The sequence below is a fragment of the Companilactobacillus heilongjiangensis genome (assembly GCF_000831645.3).
GTDB classification, from domain to species: domain Bacteria; phylum Bacillota; class Bacilli; order Lactobacillales; family Lactobacillaceae; genus Companilactobacillus; species Companilactobacillus heilongjiangensis.
On record NZ_CP012559.1, the window covers coordinates 2112128 to 2136330 of the forward strand.

Below are 24203 nucleotides of genomic sequence, written 5' to 3' on the forward strand. Positions count from 1 at the left end.
CTCTTTTTTAAGGCTACCTAACAAAACTGTAATTTTTAATCCATTAATTCGAAATTTTGTAGTAACCGTTTACTTGCCCATTGTAAAGGGAATTTTAGCAATATTATGAGGTATATGTCAGAAAGGTTAGATGAACCTTAACTATTTTATTTAAAATAAATATGTTATATTAAAAACGTTCATAGCAAGGTTTCTAAAGATTTTATATTAATTCATTAATGATTCGTTATACAAATGGTATATACATGCCCATTACATATAAATTTAAACATATTTATTAGGTCAGACTAATTAAATGAATTAAACAATTTTATCATGGAGGTACTTATGAAGAATGAACAGTCTCACAATCGACTAACAAAGGAGATTCTAATCGGTATGTATTCTAGGATCTTCACCAATTTACTATTATCAGTTGACGATATTTTTAAAGAGCCTTCCAAATAATCTATCTATAGAAAAAGGTGGCGAATAATTTTGAATGACTTAAACTTTTTAAGACTTATCTTCGAATTAGGTGGTAGTTTCCAAAATGCCAACAATATTGATTTAGCCGTCAAAGCCAATGTCAGCAAGGCTTCTATCTCAGATAGAACTCAGCATCTTGCAAAGTTAGGCTTGGTTAAGTACACAAAATACTACGGAACCCGACTTACAAAGAAGGGATTGAACCGAGTCACTCCCCTAATTCAACAACATCGCTTACTAGAAACATGGCTTTATGAAAAATTAAATATTCCTATAAGTGACATCTACGAACAAGCAACAAAATTATCGGACCATCCCGATATATTATTGATTGACCGACTTAATATCTACTTGGATTATCCAGAAACATGTCCGCACGGAAATATCATCCCAATTAATAGTGAGATACCTGAGTTCACTCAGGCGTCCCTACTCGCCAATCAAGATATTTCCGAGACTACCTTACGAATTATCAATTTCACTGAAGACGACTATCTCTTTAAGATTTTGAGCAATATCGACTTACGATTAGATGACAAAATCAGGGTACTAAATCGCAATAATTATGATCACTCAATAGTAGTTTTGAATCTGCGCAACAATTTAAAGCAAATTTTGCCAAAAAATATTACTAAGAAAGTTCGTATCGAAAAGGTTCCTGTAGCAACAACAGAAAAAAGCATTTGAGGGCACATGATTTCTAATCACGCGTTGTCAAACGCTTTTTTTATTTTCAATGTATTTAAGTATGCCGTCTCCAGAGCTGGGAAATATTCTCAAGCTGTGCGGAACGGTCCGAGCCAAAATGCGGTCTCGAACCTCGGTTTGAAGCCTTGACACAGTTCGTCAAGTCTCCAAACACGTCCGGTGGTATAAGTACGAAAGATTCCTTCCGTACTTATACCACTACCACGGCACACAAATATTTCCCAGCTCTTCCGACTAATTAATCGTTATTAGTTGAATGTGAAAGCATTTAAACAATTTTAGACTATGAAATATTTGTAATAGGTTATCAACTAGCACCATGTGTAAATACAATATGGTTATATACATATTCAATGTATTAATAGAGGATAATATTATTTTTTGTTAAAAGGTTATCAAAATACTTCTGTATATTATGAAATCAAAGTACATATACACCAGATAAAATAGCTGGAGGATGACAAGAGCAAAAAAAATAAGCAACATCTCAACTGAAAACGTTGAGTATTGCTTACTTTTCATTTATAGGTCCCACAATCGTTGATACAACAGCCTCAATTGAAGAAACCAACGGACTATCTGGCGTAATGCCGGATTTTGCAAATCTATCTTCCCACCATTGACTACGGATTGATTGAACCGTATCAATGACTTTTTTTCCCTCTGTTGTGAGCTGTAAAATCTTAGTTTTCCCTGCCCCATCAGTCTTTGTTAGATAATTAAGTTTTTCCATCTTATTGATTTCACGGGTTGCTAAGCCTTTATCGATCACTAATGAACGGGCAACTTGATTTTGACTGATGTTTTCATAATCGCTCACAGCTAATAAAATACACGCTGCGGTCGGGTTCAAGTTGATTTCGTTGAATTTATCCCTTGTATCCTTGTAATATTGTCTATGTAAGATAGATATGTCTTGCGCTAAGTAACCGATATTTTTCATTTATTTTCACTCCGATGAAAAGTTTTCTGTGTTGACAACTCAACACGAATGATTTAATTTAAACTATAAATAAGTATAGAACAAAATTATATAAAAAAGAGGCTAGAAACAATGACAGAACAACCAAATGGTGCTCAAGCGTTGATTCAAACAATGATTAATCAAGGAGTTAAGTATGTTTTTGGACTACCTGGTGCTAAAATCGACCAACTTTTTGAATCGCTTGAATACAACGATAATCCTAAAACTCCCAAACTAATCATCACTCGCCACGAACAAAATGCGGCCTTTATTGCTGCGGGAATCGGTCGTTTGACTGGTAAACCTGGTGTCGTAGCTACTACTTCAGGTCCTGGTGTCTCCAACTTAGCAACTGGTTTAATTACCGCCACTTCTGAAGGTGACCCAGTTGTTGCTCTTGGTGGTCAAGTTCCTCGAAACGATATTGCTAGGTTAACCCACCAGAGTATCTCAAGTAAAGAGCTTTTAGCTGCTGCAACAAAAGAGAGTGTGGAAATTCAAGATGCAAATAATTTGTCGGAGTCATTTGCAAACGCTTACCAAAATGCGATGGCACCTAAATCTGGTGCTACTTTTATCTCCATCCCTCAAGATGTTTTGAATGACAAAGTCAGCAATAATACCATCAATGGCTTGTCTCCCATCGAACAAGGTGGTGCTGATCAAGAAACTGTTAATAAGATTATTGAAAAGATTGAACATGCTAAGTTACCTGTAATTTTAGCTGGTATGCGTTCGTCAACTAATGAAGTAACTCATAAAATTCATAAATTTTTACATAAGTTCTCAATTCCTGTTGTTGAAACTTTCCAAGGCGCTGGTGTTATCTCACGTGACCTTGAAAAGAATTACTACGGTCGTGTTGGACTATTTAGAAACCAAATTGGTGACACAATCCTCAAGGAAAGTGATTTAATCATCGCTGTCGGTTATGATCCAATCGAATACGAAGCCAGAAATTGGAACGTTGGCAGAACTGGCGAAATTATCAACCTAGATAGTATTGCCCCTGAAATCACTAACGATTATCAACCAGACTTAATTGTTCAAGCTGATATTGCTAAAACTTTGGACGAAGTTAGTGAAAGTTTACCCGCTGACATTGACCTTGGCACTGATATGCACAAGCATTTGGCTGACCAACAAGAGAAATTTACTAAGAAAGATGCTATTCCTGAAAATCACTCGGATAAAAACGGAATTCATCCTCTAGCAATCATCCACGCTTTGCAAAATCAAGTTAACGATGACACAACTGTAACTGTTGACGTAGGATCGCTTTATATCTGGATGGCACGTCATTTCAGAAGTTATAAACCACGTCACCTATTATTCAGTAACGGTATGCAAACACTCGGTGTGGCGCTTCCATGGGCCATTGCAGCTGCTTTGGAACGTCCAGAACAACCAATCGTTTCCGTTGCTGGTGACGGTGGCTTCCTATTCTCTGGTCAAGAACTGGAGACAGCAGTTCGTCTACACCTCAACATCGTTCAATTGATTTGGGACGACGGATATTACGATATGGTTCGTTTCCAAGAAATTGCTAAATACGGTCACGAATCTGGCGTTGAATTAGGACCAGTTGATTTTGTTAAATATGCTGAAAGTTTCGGTGCTACTGGTATGCGCGTTGAAAGAACCGAAGATTTGGAACCTATGCTTGCCAAAGCCTTTAACACCAAGGGTCCAGTCATCTTGCACATCCCTGTTGATTATTCAGACAACATCAACCTTGCATCTAAACTTGTCGATGACGTATTGAACTAATTAGAAAGAGGCAAAAATATGGCAAAAACACATACACTCTATCAACACGGAACTCTAGCATTGCTCGTTCCCGGTCTATTGGATGGAACTATCACGATGAAAGAATTGTTGGAACATGGTGATACTGGAATCGGTACTGGTGAAGGACTTGATGGCGAATTAGTTATTCTCGACGGCGTTCCTTACCAAGTTGATAGCGATGGCAAAGTTAACGTTGTTAAAGATGATTTCACATTGCCATTTGCCAACAGTCACTTCGCTGAATATCGACATTTGACTGAAATCGAACAACTTTCACAGCCAGAATTGGATAAGAAAATTCTTTCAATGACCAGTAACAATACCTTTTTCTCACTACTAGTACACGGAACTTTCACCAATATCAAAACTCGTGCTGTTAAAAAGTCGCACAAACCTTACGCAACTCTTGGTAAGACTGCTGAAAATCAAAGTATCTTTTTGAAAGAATCTGTCGAAGGAACATTGTTAAGCTACTATTCTCCCCAGATTTTTGACGGTGCTGCTGTCGGCGGTTTCCATCACCACTTCCTATCTGATGACCATGATTTTGGTGGTCACGTCTTAGGATTTGGCGGCGCAACTGGTCAAGTTGAAATTCAACAATTCGATACTTTAGAACAACATTTACCTATTCAGAATAAAGATTATATGAATTATGATTTTTCCGATTGGGACATATTGGGAGAAATTCATAACGCTGAAAATTAATCATTAGAAAAGCCGATCTCACTTTAGAGACCGGCTTTTTATTTTGCTTCACGTTGCATTCTTTTCACAAAGTTAATACACGTATCCATTCCATTCAACCCATCAAAAGCTAAGTTATTCAATAATTTTTCATTACCAAAATTATTTTTACAGTATTCATCAAATTTCAAGATTGCCAAAGGTTTCGACTGCTTTAAAGCGTAACTAATCGTCGTGTGCGTCCCACCAGTCAAACCAGTTTCAATCACAATTACTCCATCACCCAAGCCACTCTGCCACTCATCTCGAGCTGCCAAATGTTGTGGAATAATTTTTGTCCCCAGTGGATATGTGGTAATTAATAGTCCGCCCTTTTCCAAAATACTTTTCGCCAGCGGAGCATTTTTCCGTGGATAAATTGGTTGATCTAAACCATGAGCCACCACCGCAATCGTTTTTTCAGCTGTACCATGAGTATATGCATCGCAACCCTGCGCTAATCCACTGACCACGACATATCCTTGTTCTAATGAAAGCCATTCCGTCAGTTCAATGTCACATTCGATACCATATTCAGTCGGCTTTCTAGTACCAACAATCGTCACCATCCGTTCAGCGTTCAACAATTCAATATTTCCCATTGCGTACAAAATCACTGGAAAACGTTGCAGTTTCAACAGGCGCTGTGGATAAGATTCATCAAGATAACTAATTATTTCGACTCCTATGGCTTTTGCTTGTTCTAGCTCTTGCAAAACTTCCTGATGATATTGATTCCAAATTTCATCCGAAAGTTTTCCACTAGTAACAGCCTTTTTAACGATAGTAATCTCCAATTCACTCAAAAAATTCCAGTTATCCACCGACTTATCGACATCAATCTCCTTTTCCATAATCTTACGCACCGTTTGTCCACCGATTCCGGGAACTTTTAACAACATCATTAGCAAAATAGTTTTATTTTTCATCATAATCAAAATTACGCAAAAAAAGATGAACCCTAATGGATTCACCTTATAAATTATTAATATTCAATTATAAATTGTTTTTTTACAACTAACCCTCAGCACTGGCAAGTGCTTCTTCGTCTGAATCTTCAAATTTAACTGAGATCCAAACACTGGCAAGTATCATGGCGGAGCCAATAATAAAGCCAACAGAAATTTGTTCACCCAATAGTAACCAACCTAAGAATGAACCAACGATTGGTTGAATCAAATAGAACAATCCTGAAGAACTGGCACTTATAACTTTGAGACCTTTATTCCACATTACGTAAGCAACGGCGGTTGAAACAGCACCGATATATAGCAAACTGAGAATAACTTTTGGTTCAGAAAAATTAATGCTTGTGAGTGATGGCAAGTCGCTCAAAATAAATGGTGTCAAGCAGACTACAGCTACTACAGTTGACATAATAGTAATTTGTAAAGAACTATACGTCTTTACTTTTTTAATCAAGACGGACATCAAAGCCCATGTGATGGCAGTTAGAATTAATAAAATAATTCCTAAAACAACATTGCTACCAGTCATTTTCAAACCAACAATCATAACTACACCTAAGATAGCAATGAGAACTGAGAAAACCTTGACCTTATCGAGTCGTTCTTTCAAAATCAACCAACCAAAGATAATCATAAATGCTGGAATGGTTGAAGTGATAACTGAACCAGTTTGGGCATTGGATAAACCTGTACCCATTTCCTGTGCTACTAATGAGATTGTGTTACCAATTATTCCGATCCAGAAGATCAATCGAAGATCAGACCAATTGATGTGCCACTTTTCTCCTTTTATTACTGAGTATCCGATTAAAAATACTAACGAGATTAAGTACTCCAACCAAACTAATTGAATTGGATGTACCTCATCGACAATAATTTTTACAACTACAAACATTGCTCCCCAAATAATTGCGGCAATGCTTAATTCAATGGATCCGAGAACCCTTTTAGACTTCATGAGTAATATTTCCCTTCGCTTTGATTTCATTTGAATTCATTGCTACGCTACCCTCTCGAATAGCCGAAATATTACTGCTGTCAATTAACGATAAATATTCACCTTCCTTATGGTTAACGTGATTAGTATAACAATGCTAAATGATAAAACAACACTCTGGAAGCGTTAAGCGTTTTCAGTTCAAATGATAGCTAGTATTTTCATGTTTTATGATAAATAACTTGTAGTGTTCGTTAAATATGACGTCTCCAGAGCTGGGAAATATTCACTAGCAATTCCGACTAAATAGTCGTTATTGTTTGAGTATTAATAGTATTCAAACACCTTTATAGTCAGTCAATTTTGGATAATAAAAGATTAAACTCGGTATGAAAAAAGCATTCCACTTTTCAGTAGAATGCCTTAATATGCTGATCCTAATAAATTCATCATTTCCAACCATGTTAAAGATAGATCCATCCATCCCGATGCTCTTTTATTCAGATACTTATCCTTACCAGGCTTTTTCGTAACATAAGTCGCTAAACCTAAACCATGGATTCCTGAACCAAACATGTGAAATTCGGCTGGAAGTCCCAACTGAACCATCTTTTCCACATATACCAAGGAATTCATGACATTAACCAAATCGTCGGTTCTTGTTTGCCAAACAAATGCTGGCTTAGAGTCTTTATTCAACAACTCCTGAGACTTCCATAATGACTCGTCAGTGCTAATTTCATGCAGTACCTTGTCATCATCTGGAAAGCTGTCTTTCATCGTCATATCGATTACAGGATAGCCTAAAATGACCGCTGCATGTTGACCTTTATATCTCTCAATTTGGTATTTCTTACGTAATGTTGGATTAGGACCTATTCCGTTATAAGCAGCCACTATATGTGCTCCAGCAGAAAAACCAGCTAAGATAATTTTATCCTTATCAATATGCATCGAATCTGGTTGTTGATTGATCCAATCGATAGTTTTTGCCATTTCCTGCAAAGCCATCGGATAAACTGGTGTATCGCCAATCAGCTTGTACTCTAAAACAACAGCGTGCATCCCAAAGGAGTTATAACGCAAAGCAAGCGGCTCTTCTTCACGCCCTGAGTGGAAAGTAAAACCACCGCCGGGACAAATTATTACGACTGGGTAATCAACAGGTTTCCCAAAATCGGATATTTGGTCGAGCCAGTAACCTTTAACTGTAAATTCATGATCAGAGATTTTAAGCTTGCGTTCCTCTATTTTCATATTTTTTCTCCTTTGATTGTTGGAATTGCTGTATCTAGAACTAAGAATACTCATTTGCTTTAAGAATTAATCTTACAATAATTGTTTACATGTTTAGACTACCATTTTAAGTCTTCCAAAACTGAATAATTGTACGAAACATTTGTAAATTTAATTTATATTTTCAGAATTCATCACTAGATAAAACTAAATAAAAACTCAACTGGAGGGCATCAGTAAGATAGTTTGCATTTTGAATGGCGTTATAACGGTGCAATTTCACTACTACACCAGCCATACAGCAAACTACATTACTGACGCCCTCCAGCGACATATTTCAAAATAACTAAGCTAAACTAACATTGTTAATATTCATCGGATCAGCTTTCTTGGCTAACATTTTGTCGGTAAATCCAAAGAAGTAAACCAAGACGACTGCAATCAATAACGTTCCATAGTGAGAAATTAGGTAACCGTAGAAATTGCTGCCAATTCCGACTCCTGGCGTTATGAACGCTGGGAACCCAATTAAGGCACCTGATAGAGCATAGTTATCCACTCTCAAGAAGCCCGTCAAAGCACCACCTAGAGCACTGGCGATACTTGCTACAACGAAGACTCGTTTGTACTTCAAGTTGACACCATAAAGTGCTGGTTCAGTGACTCCACAAAACGCCGATACAGCAGCTGCTAAAGACATTTCCTTGAGTTTCTTATCCTTAGTTTTCAAGAATACAGCGAGAACGGCACCACCTTGGGCAACCATAGTGATTGAAAGAATTGAATTGATGTAACTGTGACCGTTAGTGGCAATATCGTTGATAACAATAGGAATGAGTCCCCAATGCAAGCCGAAGATTACCATTGTTTGATAGACACCACCAAGAACTAATCCAGATAAAGTTGGACTGAAGTTATAAATTGAAACTAATCCGTTGGAAAGTCCTTTACTCAAGACGGTAATAATTGGTCCAACGCCAATAATGACTACTAAACTCAAAACTAATGCTTCCAAAATTGGTACAAAAACACTTTTTACATAAGTAGGAATAACTTTCTTTAGAAATTTTTCAACATACTTTCCTAACCAAGCTGCCACGATAATTGGGAAAACTGAAGATGTATAGGAAATCAATGTTGTTGGAATTCCCAAGAAGTTGGTGCTGGCGGTACTAGCTTTACCCGCCAAAGTTATTATCTGTGGATAAATCAGAATTCCACCTACGATTGCTAAAACGATTGGATCTGAGCCTAACTTTTTAGCAGCAGTAAATCCTAAAACAACTGGTAAAAAGTAAAATGTTGCATCGCCCACAGCGTTCAAAATCACATATGTGCCGCTAGTCGTTGACAAAACTTTGAATCCGGTTAAAGCAGCTAAGATACCTTTCAAAATACCTGAGCCAGCTAGAATTCCAATAATAGGAATCATTGAAGCGGTTAGAACACCGATAAAATTACTGGCACCGCGTTTGACATTAGGCCAAAAACCATGAACTTTATTGGCAGTCTGATCAACTGCTTCAGCTGTGGCATCATCATTCGAGAATTGTGGACCAATCTGAGCAATCACAGCATCATAAACATCGACCACTGCTTGACCGATAACAACTTGATATTGACCGCCAGCTTTGGCAACCGAAATGACGCCATCCATATTTTCGATAATTTTATCATTTACTTTAGACGAATCTTTCAAATAAAAACGTAATCTAGTTATACAGTGGATCAAACTGTTGATATTTTCTACTCCACCAACATTTTCAATAATGTTAGTAGCCAGCTGATCGTACTTTCCACCAGTTCTAGGAGGTTTCAACGCAACCTTTTCAGCAGTTTTGATTGCGGCCACTGCGACTGTATCGCCAGCTTCAACAACTTGTTCAGAACCAGTCACCATCAAATTTTGTAAAATATCATTACTATTAGTAATTGCCAAAATGACGGTTGTCTCTTTGCCAGCAGCTTTAATTGCAGCAAGATCCATGCTAACGACCGCTTCACCGGCGTTGACGATATCGCCTTGTTTAATGTTGACCTTGAAAGGTTTGCCCTCCAGTTCAACTGTATCAATTCCCAAATGGACTAGAATATCAGCACCATCCTTAGTTTTGATACCAAAGGCATGTTTAGTTTCCGAAACTAAGGTAACTGTTCCATCGACTGGCGCAACAATCTCTCCAGAAGTAGGTTCAATTGCTAAGCCTTGTCCCATCAGGCCTTGTGAAAATACGGGATCAGAAACTTTGTCTAGCGTTAAAAGTTGCCCATCAGCGGGTGCAACTAATGAAATCAGTGTTTGATTTTCCATAACGTTCATTCCCTTTTTTTGAATTTCACATCAATTTTGTTTACGCTTTCATTATATGTTTAAACACATTTATAGTCAAATTTGTTCGAACTAATTTTATTGGTATTTTCGCATAAATGAATGCTTGGATTACGTATATGCAGTAAAATAGACTTGTTGTTTAAATACAAAATGTAAACTTTTTTATTTATAAATTTGATTATATGGGGAATCATGTTATGGAAATGGCTCCAAACCAGATTAAACATTTTTAAAATTATATCGTAAAAAAGTTATAGCTCATGACTATTAACAGATATAATATTAATTATAATTATTGAGGATCACGCAAATTTTACTTACTACATTCTTTTCTTTATGACGACAATTGTAGTTTGCATTCAAATAGCTGAAAGCTTTCAGTAAATCATATTGTGGAGGAACTTATGAATCTTTTAGAGTTAGAGAGGGGTCTAATATGGATAGTAATCGCAACAATTGTATTTTTTGTGGTAACTATCGCAATCACTTATTGGAATTCGCGTAAGTCTAATAATAATTATTTAGAGAATAAGGAATTTACCTTACGCTACTTCATTCAAAAACAAGTTGATTATCAAAATAAAACGCTCGGTTATGAATGCCTTTTACGTCAACAAAACCCAGATGGAACTTGGTCTCTCCCCTCTAATCTCGACTCATTACCATTGCAACGAGTCGTCTTTTTGTTGGAAAATACCTTCAAATCTTTGCCAGCTGAGCCCATAACTTTATCCATTAACTTGGAATATAACCAAATTATCAGTCCGGAGTTTCAATACTTTGTTCGTTGGGCAATTTCTAAAATTGAACCGATGAATTTATCCATTGAATATACTCCCGGCAAAGGCAATCGTTTGAAGAACCGTTATATTTTCGAAAAAAGAATTCGCGAAGCGCAACATTACAACATGGAATTCGGCATCGATAACGTTGGAGCCGATATGAAAAATCTCAAGGAAATTGAGTGGATGCTGCCGTTTGTCGACAATATCAAGTGTTCAATGCGTAACTTTCGTAAAGATGATCCCAACGTCTGGCTCGATTTGAACTTACAGTCATGGAACAAAATTTCACAAGAAAATAACATCAATTTAATTTTAATGGGTATTGAAAATGATGATGACCAGGCTCTAGCAGAACAGTTGAACATTAAAACTCGTCAAGGTTATCTCTTTGGTCACCCCGAAAATCCAGAAAGTGCTAAAAAATAATGAAAGAAAAAAACCGACAACAATTATATACGGATAAGTATTTTGAATCCGGCCATTTGTGGCTCAAAATTCGCCAAACCTTTTTCGCCATCATTGGCTGGGTGGCGGTCATCGTACCCATCGTTATAACGATAACTTCTTTTTGGGCTATCTTTAATCCAAAGATTCCTCATGTCTGGTCCTTTCGAGAGGGTATTTATGAAATTAAATTTATCGGTATCATTCTATTATTTGCCTTCGTTATGACGGCAATATTTTCTACTGGTATGACGATTATTCAGAATCGCAAACGTGACCGTGTGGTCGAACAGTGGCCAACTTTTAACCCTATCAATCAGAAGAAACGCAAAAAGACTATCGATTATTTCATTGATAATCGTTTTGGTGATCAAGAATTCCGTGAGAATGTCCGAAGTTATGACGTCCAACCAGAACAAAATCTTGAGACTCACCAAATTCAAAAACTCTATGCTAAAAAAGATTTAGACGACGTAGATTAGGAGCTAACATGAAAAATATTTTTATAGATCACATATTGGGCTCCACAGCTGGAGGAACTTTTGTCAACATTTGCTTGTTGATACTATGTTTATATCCCATTGTTGGATCATTTTTTTGGTTCAGCGGCGCCCTATCTTATCGCTTTTTAAAGAAGAACAAATACGATGAAGATTGGCATCCCATTCCCAAGAATCTGCAACCAATGATCACAATCATGATTCCCGCACATAACGAAGAAGTCGTCATTAAAGAGACAATCACGTACCTTTTCGAAAATATCAACTACGATAATTTTGAAGTTCTCGTTACTAATGACGGTTCAACTGATAAAACAGCTGAGATTATCAAGCGTTTAATGAAAAAGTATCCGCGCCTAAGAACTATCAATATCATTCAAAATAAAGGTAAAGCACATGCTTTCAATATCGGTATGCACTTTGCCAAAGGTGAATATATTCTCAGTAACGATGCCGATACAATTCCTGAACCGGACGCACTGATGAAATACATGAACTTCTTCATCCATGCTCAAGATATGAATACTTCCGCTGTCACGGCTAATATGGATGTTCAAAATCGGACTTCACTATTAGGCAAGTCCCAAACAGTTGAGTTCTCTAGTATCGTTGGTGTTATCAAACGTAGTCAAACTTCAATTAACGACTCAATGTACGCTTATAGTGGCGCCAATACTCTTTACAAAAAGGATTTTCTGATTGACGTTGGTGGATTCCGACAAGACCGAGCGACTGAAGATATCAGTATTGCTTGGGATCATCAAACTATTGGTGCCATTCCTCGTTTTGCTCCAGATATCGTTTTTCATATGAACGTTCCCGAAACTATTGGTGACCTCTACAAACAGCGCAAACGTTGGGCACAATGTGGGACTGAAGTTTGGCTGACTAATGTTAAAAAATTCATCTTTCATCCTATTAAACGTCGTTATCAAATGTCGATGTTCATAGATTCAACATTATCAATCATCTGGTCATTCTTTTTTGTCATTACAACAGTCATGTTTATCATCGCTATGTTGTTATTCCTTATACACGGCAAATTTGAACGGATCATGCACGGATTTGAAATCTCATTTATTTTCGTCAGTTTTGAAATAATCGCCGGAGTTTTTCAATTGCTCACTGCCCTGTTGCTTGACCACCACGGAGCCAAAATGAAATACGCCTTCTTTGCCCCAATGTACATGCTCTTTTATTGGATGATTAATCCCATTACCGTTGTGGCAACTTTCATCCCAGCCATGAAGACAATTCTCGGTTTTGGGTCAGGCACATGGGTCAGTCCTAAACGTAGCTCCTTACAAAATAAAAAATAACTTTTTTCTAATCAATTGAGTGGACAATTGTAGTCTAAAAAACTATGATTACATAGACAAAAATGAATTTTTAAGGAGTACAGATGAGAAAAAATTCATGGATTGCTTGGATAATCATTTTGGCAGCTGGCTTCGTTGTTGTTGAAATTCATCCTGAAATCGTTCCGCAAGTGAAAGACGAGATTAAAGCAACCAATACTCGTATGCAACCATACGTTTATCTAATTAAAACTAATATTGATAAGAAACTCAGTGGGCCGGTCAAAACAACTTCTGAAGATCAAGTCGGAAAAGTTTCCACACCGGTTGAATCGCCACTAAAAAATATGCACACTTCCAATACTTACTATTATCATTTCAAAAGTAACGTTCCTGCTAAAGCACGTCAGGTTTTCCAGAATGCTGTCGATACATATAACAACACTGGTATCGTTAAACTAGTACCTGGAAATGCACAACCAAATCAGAATAATATTACATTCTTCATTTATCATAAGAAGATTGAAAATATTGCTTCCAGTACCGTTGAATTGGGCAACGGTGGTCCATCGGCTCTACAGCTGGATCATTATGCAATCAATAGTGGTCGGGCCGGATTGAATGTTACCTATCCTAATATGTCGATGAAAGATTCAGTGGCAATGCACGAATTAGGCCATGCTCTGGGATTAGGTCATAGTTCTTATACGAATTCTGTCATGTATCCTGTTGATCAGGGCGTTTCCAAATTATCGGAAGCTGATTTAAACGGTCTGAGAAATATTTATAAGTAGTACAAAAATAGCATTAGTAATCGTATAAGGTTACTAATGCTATTTACTTTGATCAGATAATATTCTATTCAACATTTGGTTAAAACTATCACGTGTATTAAGCAAGTTATTATCAAAACGACCATACCCTGCACAAAATACTTCCCCAATGACTAAGTTGAATATCATTCTGGAAACGACCAACTGCTGTGATTCATCTTGAACTATCGGTTTCAACAATTGGATTAAAATCATCTGCAATCGGCGAAAACTTTCTTCAAACTCAGAATTGTTCAACCTGTTAGGTGGAATCGTGATAATTTGTTGAACCAGATAAAAATTGCCTAATGAATACTGCACTGCCACATTGGCAAATGTTTTAATAGCTTGCTTGCCAGTCATCCCCAATAAATCAGCATCCAATCGAACCCCTAATTTACCATAAAACTTCGCTGCTACAGCAACTTTTACCACAATTATATCAGGAAAATAATTGTACAAAGCCTGTGACCTAGTACCCAGCGCTTTACCCAATTTGGTAAAATTCAACGTTTCTTGGTGATTAATCATTTCCATAGCCGTATTTATGATTTTCTCTTTAGATAATATTCTTGATGTCACAAGCGCTACCTCCAACATATCTTTTACGACTGAATCTAATTCTAGTCAGGGTATCGACGTTATACAAGAATCGAATGATTGTGATTTCAAAATTCCAGACACTTCGGAATCTTTACCCACCATTAAGTGTTATCTCATCATAAAAAAGAAATTATCGTTGTCTACTAAGCGTCTATAATTCACAAAAAAAAGCGAACTCCTAATGAGCTCGCTTTTTAATTTGTTTGAACTGAATGCTTCTTAACAGCTTCCCGTCTGAACAAATAAATTAAAATTATAATAACTAAAATAATCAGAACCAAGGCAGTCAACATAATATTATGAATACCTGAGAATAAAATCCGTTTCATTTGTGGAACGTAGGCTTTAGGCAATTCTTTTGCCACCGTAGCGTTACTCAATTTATTCATCATTGCCATCGTGATATGACCATGGCTTTCCTTCACGCCATTGATCAAAGCTAGATTCAAAATAACACCATAAATTGATGACATAAATGTTTGACTCAAAATTCTGACCAAGTAAGCAAATGAAGTTGAAATTGGCACATCACGTGTCTCAACATCAAATTGCACGGCAATCAACAAAGCATTGAAACAGACACCGATACCGAATCCTTCAAAGACACCCATGATTAGCAAGAATGTATAACTGGCGGTTTGTTTAGCCCAGTACAATCCGGCAAAGGAAATCAAGAATGATGCAGTTCCGACGGCAATAATCGTATAACGATTCATCTTTCGTTGCATAAATGGCTCCAGCTCGGAACCAAAGAAGTTAGCAATCGCCCCGGGAATCTGTGTCATCCCTCCGACTAGAGCACTGAGTCCCATGATGCCTTGAGCCCACATCGGAATGTAGATATTGAAAGCCACGAATGAACCCCACAACAAGGCGAATAAAATCAAATCAATAACTAACTTTTCATTTTTAAACAAACGATTAGGTACGATGGGATCATCGACTCGATTTTCCACTCGTGACATCCAGAAAATTAAGACAGCTCCAAGAGCAACGAATCCTAACGTAACAAAAATTGACGATACTCCGAGCATTTGAATCCCAATCAAGAAGGAAGTCAAACCAAGTACCATCAAAATTGCCCCATGATAATCAACTTTTTCTTCATTCAACTTCTCTTTAATATTGAAGAAAATAGCAACAATTGCAATCGAAAGCAATGCTAATGGCAAGTTAATATAAAATACCCAGTGCCAGCTGAACGCATCAACAATCCAACCACCAATTAGCGGTCCGACGATTGACGTCCCACTGAATCCCGCCGAAGCAATCCCGATGACTTGCGAACGACGTTTAATATTTTTGAAAATCTGTGAGTAGATAATGAAAGGAATCGTGTTCATACCGCCTGCACCAATTCCCATGATACTTCTGGCAGTGATAAACCAGATAATATTGGGCGCTAATCCTTGAAACAACGCTCCAATCATGAAAACAACTGTAGCGGTGATATAGGCAACTTTATTACCCTTCTTCTCCCCAAATTTACTCCATAACGGTGTCGAAACGGCCATTCCTAATAAGAAAATGGCGACAATCCACCCCATGTACTGAATACCGTGCAAGTCACTAATGATTGCAGGCAGCGCAGTATTGATTATCGTCGCATCAAGACCGGCCATCATATTCGACAGCACTAACGCAAAGGTAACCAAAATTTTACGATTTCTACTCATACCCCTCTACTTCTTCCTATCTTTATTTAACACATGCTATTAGTTACGCAAATATCCCATCTTAAAAAATAATCTAGCATACCTCTACATTAAACTATTACCGATTAACTAGTGGAGCGTAGCTTTCATATCTGTATTTCGATATAATCAATTCAAAAAGGACAATCCTCATGAAATCGAATAACAGACCAGTTAAACAACATATTTTTCTTTCTGATGATCAAGTTACTCGTCTAAAAAATCTTTTGAATTCTAAAAGTCTTAATAAAACCGTCAAACGTCGGATTCAAGTATTGCTAGACTTAGATGAATCTCATGGTGAAATCATGACTAGAATTGAAGTGGCTAAGATGAATCGTTGCAGTACTGGAGTGGTTTATGCCGTCATCAACCTTTTCTTCGAAGGCGGTATCGATGAGGCCATCACTATAAAACGTAATAGTAATTCGGATCACGCAAACCAAAAATTAACAGCAGAAGATGAGGCAAAACTGATTGCGTTAGCCTGTGGCCCCGCTCCAGAAGGCTACACGAGATGGTCATATAGCTTATTGGAAGAAAAGTCAGCGACTATACTCGAACATCCTGTGAAGCGTGATGCCATTGCACGCAAGCTTAAAAAAATGAAATTAAACCATACCAAGTAGAGAGTTGGGCGAACCCCAAGCCAGATGATGGTGAATACGTTGCCCACATGGAGGATGTTCTAGACACATATGCCCTACCATATGATAGTAATCGACCATTAGTTTGTTTGGATGAGAAGCCGTATGTACTTCACGGCGATGTTTCCAAACCACTTCCAACTCGTAGAATGAAACCCAAGAAAATTGACTATGAATACACTCGTAATGGGTATTGCGCAATAATCAGTTTGATTGAACCATTAACCGGTAAACAATATGTGGACGTCCGAAAACGCAGAACCTCACGCGATTTCGCGGAGGTTATAAAATGGTTGGTGGATGACCTGTACCCATCTGCCGATAAAATAATTTTAGTAATGGATAATTTGAATATTCATAAAATAGGATCACTATATCAACGTTTCGAGCCAAAAGAGGCTCGTCGATTGGCTGGTAAATTAGAAATACACTACACACCCAAGCATGGGAGCTGGTTAAATATAGCTGAAATTGGCTTGAACTTGTTGAGTCGTCAATGTCTGAATCGGCGTATTCCAGAAATCAAACAACTACGTCAAGAAGTGACAACATGGTGTAGCGAACGTAATGAAAAGAATCTATCAATAGATTGGCAATTTACAACAGCAGATGCACGCATAAAGTTACATTCGCTTTATCCAAAGATAGAAGACTGATTATGTCTAGATATGAAAGCTATACTCCACTAGTCGGGAGAGCTGGGAAATATTTGTGTGCTGTGAAAGTAGTATAAGTACGGGAGACTCTCCCGTACTTATACTACCGGGCGTGTTTGGAGACTTGACGAATTGTGTCAAGGCTTCAAACCGAGGTTCGAGACCGCTCCATGGCTCGGACCGGTCCGCACAGCTGGTGAATATTTTCCAGCTCTGGAGACGGAATATCACACGTTATTTACCAACAAAAAATAAGACCTACACAACGTGCAACGTCTTATTTCTTTGGCAATCCTCAACTATTTATTTACTGAAAAGGCATAACTTGTTTACAATTATAAACCTTAAAGCACACTCTAAGACAAGTATTTTTACAATTCTTCTGGTTCATCGAGAACTTCTTGTAATCGATTGAAAAATTGAGCTGTTTGATATCCGTCACAGACAGCGTGATGAATTTGGAAACTTACAGGTAGCTTAATCCCATCAGACCGCTTTTGAAACTTGCTAGCCGTTACAATTGGCAATAAGTAATTGTCATTGTTACCGATATTTAAGTTGAAACTGTTGAAACTAGCCCACGGAATCATGGAGATATTGACAACATTTTGAGGAATTGGTTGCTTAGGGAATAACTTTCCAGTGTCACGATACTTGGCAACATCGTCCAAATAATCACGATGGAATTCCGCAAAGGTATACGTATCTTCAGTATCAATATTGGAGAATATCTCACGTTTATCATCAAAGATTGAATAAAAGGCCGTGCTGCTGTCGTAAAAGCCCAGTTCACCTTGATCATTAAAGTCCATACGATATAAGTAATTGGAATTAACCACACGCAAAACTGCATAGATAAATAATGGATAGAACTTATAATCGTTTTCCTTCACAAAATGTAATGCATGCTCAATATTAATTTCATGTGTTGCACTATATGTCGTCTTTTGATCAATGAAGTGTTCAAAAACTTCTTTTCTCGTCCAATTGTCTAAATCAATCTTCGTAAATGCCATCCGTAAAGCCTCCTATAAATGTATTGTCTCTCATTAATATCATACAACTTTTGGAAAAAATTAACGGCATTAGAAGTCCAATAACATTTATTCCATGCAACATGATTGTCGTTATTCATAAATATAATTGTTTTTATATGAATTATGTCATTTACACATAATGATATAATTAAAAATATACTTATTGTATTTTCAAATGAGCTGTTCTTAATTGAGGGGGAACATGCATATGAGGAATAAAATGAGGAAGATTCTTGGAATTGGATTTTCTGCACTTGTTAGTATTTTTGTGATTTTTTCATTTAATACAAATAAAGCTTCAGCCGCTTTGACTGACAGTACTGATTTAGCTGTCTTAAAAAGTGCTCCGACTGGTATTCCAGTTGATAGTTACATGTCAAATGCCAAACCTACAGTATCTTTTGGTTATCCATATGGAACAAATTCAGCTCAAATCGTTGATAATACCGGTCAAAATTCCGACAGTGGTAACATCATATCTTTGGCTAACAATAAGAACACTTATGGATCAATGTGGTCCACTGCTAAAAGCTTTGACATTAACAAGAAACAAACTATTTCCGCTTGGTTATATTTTGGTAGCGGAGAAGGTAGTGACGATGTTAATAGTGAAGGAATTGCCTTCGTACTTCAAAATGATTCAAAAAATACTAGTGCATTGGGTGCTGGACTTGAGAGTATGGGTGTTTATGGCTACGACTCTTCATCGTATACAGCTATAGGTGGTACTGTTCCTTCTCCAAGTGACATTCAGAAAACTGCCATTCAAAACAGTATTGCACTCGAATTTGATACGGAAAAAAATAGTTTTTATTTACCATCAAAACCAATTAGTAACAAATATGGCTATTTCTCGGGGTTTCTTTCTACATTAACGTCCTACTCTTTGAACGGTTATGATACCCAAGTGAGTCCTCCACCTTCAGATTATATTGGCTTTCCAACCGAAAATGAGACTAAAGTCACATATGGTTCTCTTGGAGGTCAATATGGACATATTGCTGTAACTTACCCTGGATTTGCCACTTCTTATAAGGACTTAGACTTCACAGACAATCCCACCTTAACTAACGACTATTCCCCTTGGAAAAAGGGCTATGTTCTGGTACACAACAATTCTAATTCAGCATCTTTAACTGATGGTACAGACCAAAATGGCAATGTATTATACTGGCACCATGTTACTATCAAATGGACTCCCGCCCCTAATGGTAGCAACCTCGCTACTTTGACATATGATTACAACGACAAAAACCTCGATTATAGTGATAATAATATTCCTTCTGGATGGGACAAGAAACTGTCTGTTTCCAACACTGTGGATACATCAAAATTAAACACAACTGACGGTAAAGTTCGTTGGGGATTCACAGCAGCTAATGGTCCTTCAGATAGTGTATCTACCAAATTAGTAGCCTTCGACTCCACTCCGGATACACTCTACGCCGATGCTGACGCTAATATTATTGATACAACTTTAAACAACAAAAAAATCACCTCTGCCTCAACTGACAAAACCGTCGGTAATGGTGACTCACTCAAACTAAATTACGACTTAACATACAAAACTGGTAGCGTTAATTGGAAAGATATTTTAGCCAATATCAAAATTCCTAATGGTGTCACAATTACTCCAGATTCTTATAATAATATAGGAACCATTACCTTCAACGATGGTTATTCTCAAACTATTAGTACAGGTGACATAACAAACGACAACATCACATCACAGTTGGATGAAGAATTGAGTCCCACCAACGATACTGCCAAGATCACTATCAACGCTAAAGCAGTCAATGCCACAACTAAAGATATTGATGTTAAGCAAGCTCCTGCAACCTTTAATGGCAGTAATGAAATTTCATCAACCAATAGTCCTGAATTTACTATCTTGGCAAGGCCAACATACTCGCTGAATCTGACTAATTCCAATTCTACTAACGAAATCGACTTGCTTTATAAGCAAACTAATGCCACTTTGAATTTACCCACAACACTGAACTACAGTGATAACCACAGCTTTGGGAACGATTCAGCCAACACTAACATTGTTTACAAAATTACTGCTGGAAACAAAACTTATACCGTTGCAGCAAACGCATCTGGAGACAGCTTTAACCAAACATTTGATTTAAAAGATTTAATCAATGATGATACGGATTTCTGGACTCTATTTACTCCGAAAGTTTTTCCTTCTGGAATGCTTAATAAATCCTTTTCTTCATACTTAGGAGTATTCAATTGCACACCTCATGCTTTTATAAAAATAATAATCCTATTAAACTTTGAATAATTCGTATTAGTTATACAAACTACCATCAGCTCCGTAAACCTTGCTGCAGCTCTACAAAACTACTTTCAGCTCCGTAAACCTTACTTCAGCTCTACAAAACTACTCTTAGCTCCGTAAACCTTACTGCAGCTCTACAAAACTACTCTTAGCTCCGTAAACCTTGCTGCAGCTCTACAAAACTACTCTTAGCTCCGTAAACCTTGCTGCAGCTCTACAAAACTACTTTCAGCTCCGTAAACCTTACTTCAGCTCTACAAAACTACTCTTAGCTCCGTAAGCCTTACTGCAGCTCTACAAAACTACTTTCAGCTCCGTAAACCTTACTTCAGCTCTACAAAGCTACTTTTAGCTCCGTAAAATTTTTCTTGAATCTTTAACACATTCAATTATACCAACTTTATCACAAGCAGACATCCAAATAACACACTCTAAAAAAAAGTATCAAAAAAATACGACTTGCACACAATTGTGCAGGTCGTATTTTACATTCAACTAAATTAATAAGTAACCCTAAGCGACAAAGTCGCTAAGTGTTACTAAAATTAGTTAAGCTTCTTCTTACTTACAACGTTCAACTTGTCATCCAAGTCATAGACAACTGGTTCACCAGTAGTCATTTCAACATCCATGATGTCAGCATCACTGATGTTTTCGATGTACTTAGTCAAAGCACGTAGTGAGTTACCGTGGGCAGCGATGATAACGTTCTTGCCATCTAGCAATTTAGGAGCGATTTCATCTTCCCAGAATGGAATTACACGTTCCAAAGTAACTTTAAGGTTTTCGCCACCAGGAATAATTCTTGGGTCCAAGTTTGCGTAACGACGATCCTTAGCTGCTGAACCTTCGTCAGTAGCTTTCAACAATGGAGGCAATGTATCATATGAACGTCTCCAAATGTGAACTTGTTCGTCACCATATTTTTCAGCTGTTTCAGCTTTGTTAAGACCTTGAAGTGCGCCATAGTGACGTTCGTTAAGTCTCCATGTCTTTGTTTCAGGAATCCATAATTGGTCACAGCCTTCAAGAGCGTAGTGCAATGTCTTGATAGCACGTGTCAATACTGATGTATAAGCTTGGTCAAATTGGATGCCAGATTCTTTAAGAAGTTTACCAGCGTTTTGAGCTTGCTTTACTCCTTCTTCACTAAGGTCAACATCAACCCAACCAGTAAATTGGTTTGATAAATTCCATTCACTTTGTCCGTGACGAATGAAAACTAATTTTGCCATTTATAAGATCCTCTTTTCATTTCTTTAACAATATGTATTTTACACGATTTTGGCAATAAAAAAAAGAGAACCCGTCTCAATTTATGTTTTATTCTCTCCGCCTCCGGTTTGGAAAATAATAAGCCGCTGTGAGGACCGGCCCGAGCCAAGGTCTCGAACCTCGCTTTTGAGCCGAAAACCGCGTCTCAAAAGTCGTCCGTGGAGTAAGAACGGAAAAGCACCGTCCTAACTCCACCTTCACTGCTGGCTTATTATTTTCCAAACCTCCAGCTCCTTTACTGGCTTATGTATTACACTTCCTATATCGGTAATCTAAACTTCCTACACTAACTAAAAGAGCTATAACAATCATCTACTTCAATTGTTATAGCTCTTGTTTTATTATTTTCAAAACTTTATATAGGCAGTGGCTCTAAAACGAGTTCCGACAGGGCAACTCCTTCCGCTTTGCATAACTTCCCAAATCATCCGCAAAATACGCGGATAATTCGTGAAGTCATGCAAATGCTCGGGAGCTGACCGCCCTGTCTCCACTCTCTATTCTTTATACACTGGTGCATCGATTTCCTTCAAAGTAGTAATATCCAAAGTATTCTTAGCATTCTTATTCAAGTAAGTATTAACTTGATCAGACCCAGCCATCACCGCACTGATCTTGTCCTTACCTTCAATCAAATCAGAAATGATATCAGCATTTTCACTCTGCTTCATCACAATTGGAACTACTTCAAAGCCACTATCTCTAAGTGTCAACAACTTCTTATAATACTCAGAATTAATTGATACGAAAATTGTAGCTTCACTTTGTCTCAATGCTTGGCTCTTCAACCACCAAACTATCAACTCTTCATCGCTATCGAATGTACTAATAAGCACATTTCCTTCACTGAATAGCTGAATATATGGCTCGTTGGCTGTATAACTCTTGATTAGAACCAATGTTCCGTCCTGGCGATAGAAGTTCTCACGGACAACTTTATTGGCATTACGGTGGTCATAGAATTGAGTTGCTGAGATTACTCCGTTGACATCGAAAATATCACGGCTCAATAAGCTGTTGTCTTTGTAGTGACGGATGATTTGTAATTGATGGTTAGCTGTTCTGGAAACTTCCATCACTAATTTGTCATCGGCATCCAAAATCTTATCAACTTTATCGCTGACGTGTTGTACTCGGTAGTCGGCATCGAATGGAATTTCAGCTGGCGTTACGGGTGTATTCATGTTGCGGCCCTGCAATTCATTGTACATGTTCAACAAGAATGCATTGCCATCAACGAATCCGGCGTTTTGATAGTTCATCCATGTTTGGTCAACTTGATCATTATATGTCACGGAAATGGCGTTGGCTAAAAGTCCTTTATCGGCTAAAGTCATTGTCAATTGTTGCCACATTTTGCTTGTGTCAGCGTCGGGATTGGCTGCTAAATCATCGGTGAAAATATAGTAGTCACGGTTTTCATCCATGTAAATTTCATTGGCCATCTCATCTGTTCCAAACCATTCTTTCAATGACTTGTTGATTTCACTGATACGGTCGGTTGCTTGTTGACGGTCATCAACTTGGTCGCTGTTAGTATTGCGCAAAACGTGATTGCAATAGCTTCTGTCAGCCAATAATTGACTGCGGAGTTGAGCTTTCAAATCAGCACTTTGATCCAAAGTACTTTGCAAATCCTGTTCAGTATATTGCCACTGCTCGCCACCATTATTATCCATGCCATTTTGTGGAGCTTGGCCTTGTGGTCCCTGTGGTTGTTGTGCTGGTCCTTGTTGTGGATCTGGTTGACCAAATTGTGGTTGATTTTGGCCGAAGAAATAATCATTGCCGTTGTTATTATTAGCATTGGCATTGTTAAAATCTTGGTCATTTGGTGTAAACTGTGTCCCCATTCCAGCCTGCACATCATTATATTGATTTTGTGCTTGGTCAAAATTATTTTGATCCGGTTGTGCATTTGGATATGAAGGATTGTTTAGATCAGAATAATTATTATCATCATTATCTTTCTTTTTTCTATCGAAGAATGACATATTTTAATCTCCCATCTACGTCAGTTGACTACATTTAA

The 24203-nt window shown here is 37.6% G+C and carries 20 protein-coding genes; 10 read left to right on the top strand and 10 right to left on the bottom strand.

Going from position 1 to position 24203, the window contains the following annotated elements:
* Positions 1-477: 477 nt before the first annotated feature.
* On the top strand, positions 478-1155 hold the full coding sequence (locus JP39_RS09470) for a metal-dependent transcriptional regulator (RefSeq protein WP_041501454.1): 678 nt from the start codon (positions 478-480) through the stop codon (positions 1153-1155).
* 532 nt (positions 1156-1687) lie between these two features.
* Here the strand turns inward: JP39_RS09470 and JP39_RS09475 are convergent.
* The gene (locus JP39_RS09475; protein WP_041501453.1) at positions 1688-2119 is read right to left on the bottom strand and encodes a MarR family winged helix-turn-helix transcriptional regulator; all 432 of its coding nucleotides are present in this window, start codon (positions 2117-2119) and stop codon (positions 1688-1690) included.
* A gap of 111 nt (positions 2120-2230) precedes the next feature.
* Here JP39_RS09475 and alsS point away from each other — a divergent pair, with 111 nt between their 5' ends.
* Positions 2231-3910: an acetolactate synthase AlsS gene (gene alsS / locus JP39_RS09480; protein WP_041501452.1), complete on the top strand. Its 1680-nt coding sequence runs from the start codon at positions 2231-2233 to the stop codon at positions 3908-3910.
* Between the two features lie 18 nt (positions 3911-3928).
* Entirely contained in the window at positions 3929-4639 is a 711-nt protein-coding gene (gene budA, locus JP39_RS09485; protein ID WP_041501451.1) for an acetolactate decarboxylase, read from the top strand.
* 38 nt (positions 4640-4677) lie between these two features.
* Here budA and JP39_RS09490 read toward each other — a convergent pair whose 3' ends face one another.
* The 4 genes from JP39_RS09490 to JP39_RS09505 all read right to left on the bottom strand — a co-directional run bounded on the left by JP39_RS09490 (position 4678) and on the right by JP39_RS09505 (position 10118).
* Positions 4678-5562 carry a DNA-processing protein DprA gene (locus tag JP39_RS09490; protein ID WP_169751882.1) on the bottom strand — a complete coding sequence of 295 codons (885 nt, stop codon included), beginning with the start codon at positions 5560-5562 and terminating at the stop codon, positions 4678-4680.
* A gap of 112 nt (positions 5563-5674) precedes the next feature.
* Positions 5675-6583, bottom strand: a complete 909-nt coding sequence (locus JP39_RS09495) for a DMT family transporter (protein ID WP_041501450.1) — start codon at positions 6581-6583, stop codon at positions 5675-5677.
* Between the two features lie 402 nt (positions 6584-6985).
* On the bottom strand, positions 6986-7819 hold the full coding sequence (locus tag JP39_RS09500) for an alpha/beta hydrolase (protein WP_041501449.1): 834 nt from the start codon (positions 7817-7819) through the stop codon (positions 6986-6988).
* Positions 7820-8144: 325 nt separating this feature from the next.
* Positions 8145-10118: a PTS sugar transporter subunit IIABC gene (locus tag JP39_RS09505; protein WP_169751883.1), complete on the bottom strand. Its 1974-nt coding sequence runs from the start codon at positions 10116-10118 to the stop codon at positions 8145-8147.
* 416 nt (positions 10119-10534) lie between these two features.
* On the opposite strand from JP39_RS09505, the gene JP39_RS09510 reads away from it, so the two are divergent.
* The 4 genes from JP39_RS09510 to JP39_RS09525 all read left to right on the top strand — a co-directional run bounded on the left by JP39_RS09510 (position 10535) and on the right by JP39_RS09525 (position 13951).
* Positions 10535-11341 carry an EAL domain-containing protein gene (locus JP39_RS09510; protein WP_041499948.1) on the top strand — a complete coding sequence of 269 codons (807 nt, stop codon included), beginning with the start codon at positions 10535-10537 and terminating at the stop codon, positions 11339-11341.
* On the top strand, positions 11341-11841 hold the full coding sequence (locus JP39_RS09515; RefSeq protein WP_041499950.1) for a DUF502 domain-containing protein: 501 nt from the start codon (positions 11341-11343) through the stop codon (positions 11839-11841). The genes JP39_RS09510 and JP39_RS09515 overlap by 1 nt, the downstream gene beginning before the upstream one ends.
* 8 nt (positions 11842-11849) lie before the next feature.
* Positions 11850-13178, top strand: a complete 1329-nt coding sequence (locus JP39_RS09520) for a glycosyltransferase family 2 protein (protein WP_041499951.1) — start codon at positions 11850-11852, stop codon at positions 13176-13178.
* An 83-nt stretch (positions 13179-13261) separates the two neighbouring features.
* On the top strand, positions 13262-13951 hold the full coding sequence (locus JP39_RS09525; RefSeq protein WP_137619765.1) for a M57 family metalloprotease: 690 nt from the start codon (positions 13262-13264) through the stop codon (positions 13949-13951).
* Positions 13952-13990: 39 nt separating this feature from the next.
* Here JP39_RS09525 and JP39_RS09530 read toward each other — a convergent pair whose 3' ends face one another.
* Positions 13991-14551 carry a TetR/AcrR family transcriptional regulator gene (locus tag JP39_RS09530; RefSeq protein ID WP_041499953.1) on the bottom strand — a complete coding sequence of 187 codons (561 nt, stop codon included), beginning with the start codon at positions 14549-14551 and terminating at the stop codon, positions 13991-13993.
* Between the two features lie 215 nt (positions 14552-14766).
* Positions 14767-16248, bottom strand: a complete 1482-nt coding sequence (locus JP39_RS09535) for an MFS transporter (RefSeq protein ID WP_041499955.1) — start codon at positions 16246-16248, stop codon at positions 14767-14769.
* A gap of 170 nt (positions 16249-16418) precedes the next feature.
* Here JP39_RS09535 and JP39_RS09540 point away from each other — a divergent pair, with 170 nt between their 5' ends.
* Together JP39_RS09540 and JP39_RS09545 are read left to right on the top strand one after the other, a co-directional pair.
* Positions 16419-16895 (top strand): helix-turn-helix domain-containing protein, encoded by a 477-nt coding sequence (locus JP39_RS09540; protein WP_041501689.1) that lies wholly within the window; start codon positions 16419-16421, stop codon positions 16893-16895.
* On the top strand, positions 16877-17569 hold the full coding sequence (locus JP39_RS09545) for an IS630 family transposase (RefSeq protein ID WP_137619794.1): 693 nt from the start codon (positions 16877-16879) through the stop codon (positions 17567-17569). The genes JP39_RS09540 and JP39_RS09545 overlap by 19 nt, the downstream gene beginning before the upstream one ends.
* A 371-nt stretch (positions 17570-17940) precedes the next feature.
* Here JP39_RS09545 and JP39_RS09550 read toward each other — a convergent pair whose 3' ends face one another.
* Positions 17941-18585: a CatA-like O-acetyltransferase gene (locus JP39_RS09550; protein ID WP_041501384.1), complete on the bottom strand. Its 645-nt coding sequence runs from the start codon at positions 18583-18585 to the stop codon at positions 17941-17943.
* A 229-nt stretch (positions 18586-18814) separates the two neighbouring features.
* Here JP39_RS09550 and JP39_RS09555 point away from each other — a divergent pair, with 229 nt between their 5' ends.
* Positions 18815-20899: an L-type lectin family protein gene (locus JP39_RS09555; RefSeq protein WP_041501385.1), complete on the top strand. Its 2085-nt coding sequence runs from the start codon at positions 18815-18817 to the stop codon at positions 20897-20899.
* A 542-nt stretch (positions 20900-21441) separates the two neighbouring features.
* On the opposite strand, the gene JP39_RS09560 is transcribed toward JP39_RS09555, so the two are convergent.
* Positions 21442-22131 carry a 2,3-diphosphoglycerate-dependent phosphoglycerate mutase gene (locus JP39_RS09560; RefSeq protein ID WP_041501386.1) on the bottom strand — a complete coding sequence of 230 codons (690 nt, stop codon included), beginning with the start codon at positions 22129-22131 and terminating at the stop codon, positions 21442-21444.
* Between the two features lie 537 nt (positions 22132-22668).
* A complete protein-coding gene (locus JP39_RS09565) occupies positions 22669-24165 on the bottom strand; it encodes a hypothetical protein (protein WP_041501387.1) in 1497 nt (498 codons plus the stop codon).
* Between the last annotated feature and the right edge of the window lie 38 nt (positions 24166-24203).